General features: G+C 68.3%; 1 pseudogene. It reads right to left on the bottom strand.

Annotated features, from left to right (window positions below):
- A pseudogene (locus IG08_RS0153795) lies at positions 1 to 202 on the bottom strand (TetR/AcrR family transcriptional regulator); the annotation flags it as partial.

The raw sequence follows: 202 nt of genomic DNA, 5'->3' as shown, positions 1-202 counted from the left end.
TTCGGTGGGGCGGCGTTCGAGGGCGAGCATGAGGCCGAGGCGCAGGAAGTCGGGTGCGTCGATCAGGGACTTCGCCACGTTCGCCGCCATGGTCGTGACTCGCTCCAGCGGCGTGCCGGTCTCCTCGCCGGGGAGTTCGACGGCCGTCAGCCAGGTTTCGAAGCTGCGTTCGATGACGGCGGCGATCAGGTCGTCCTTGTCC

This window comes from Streptomyces fulvoviolaceus (genome assembly GCF_000718165.1).
In the GTDB taxonomy this organism is placed as follows: Bacteria; Actinomycetota; Actinomycetes; order Streptomycetales; family Streptomycetaceae; genus Streptomyces; species Streptomyces fulvoviolaceus.
This window is presented reverse-complemented; position numbering and strand designations above follow the sequence as displayed.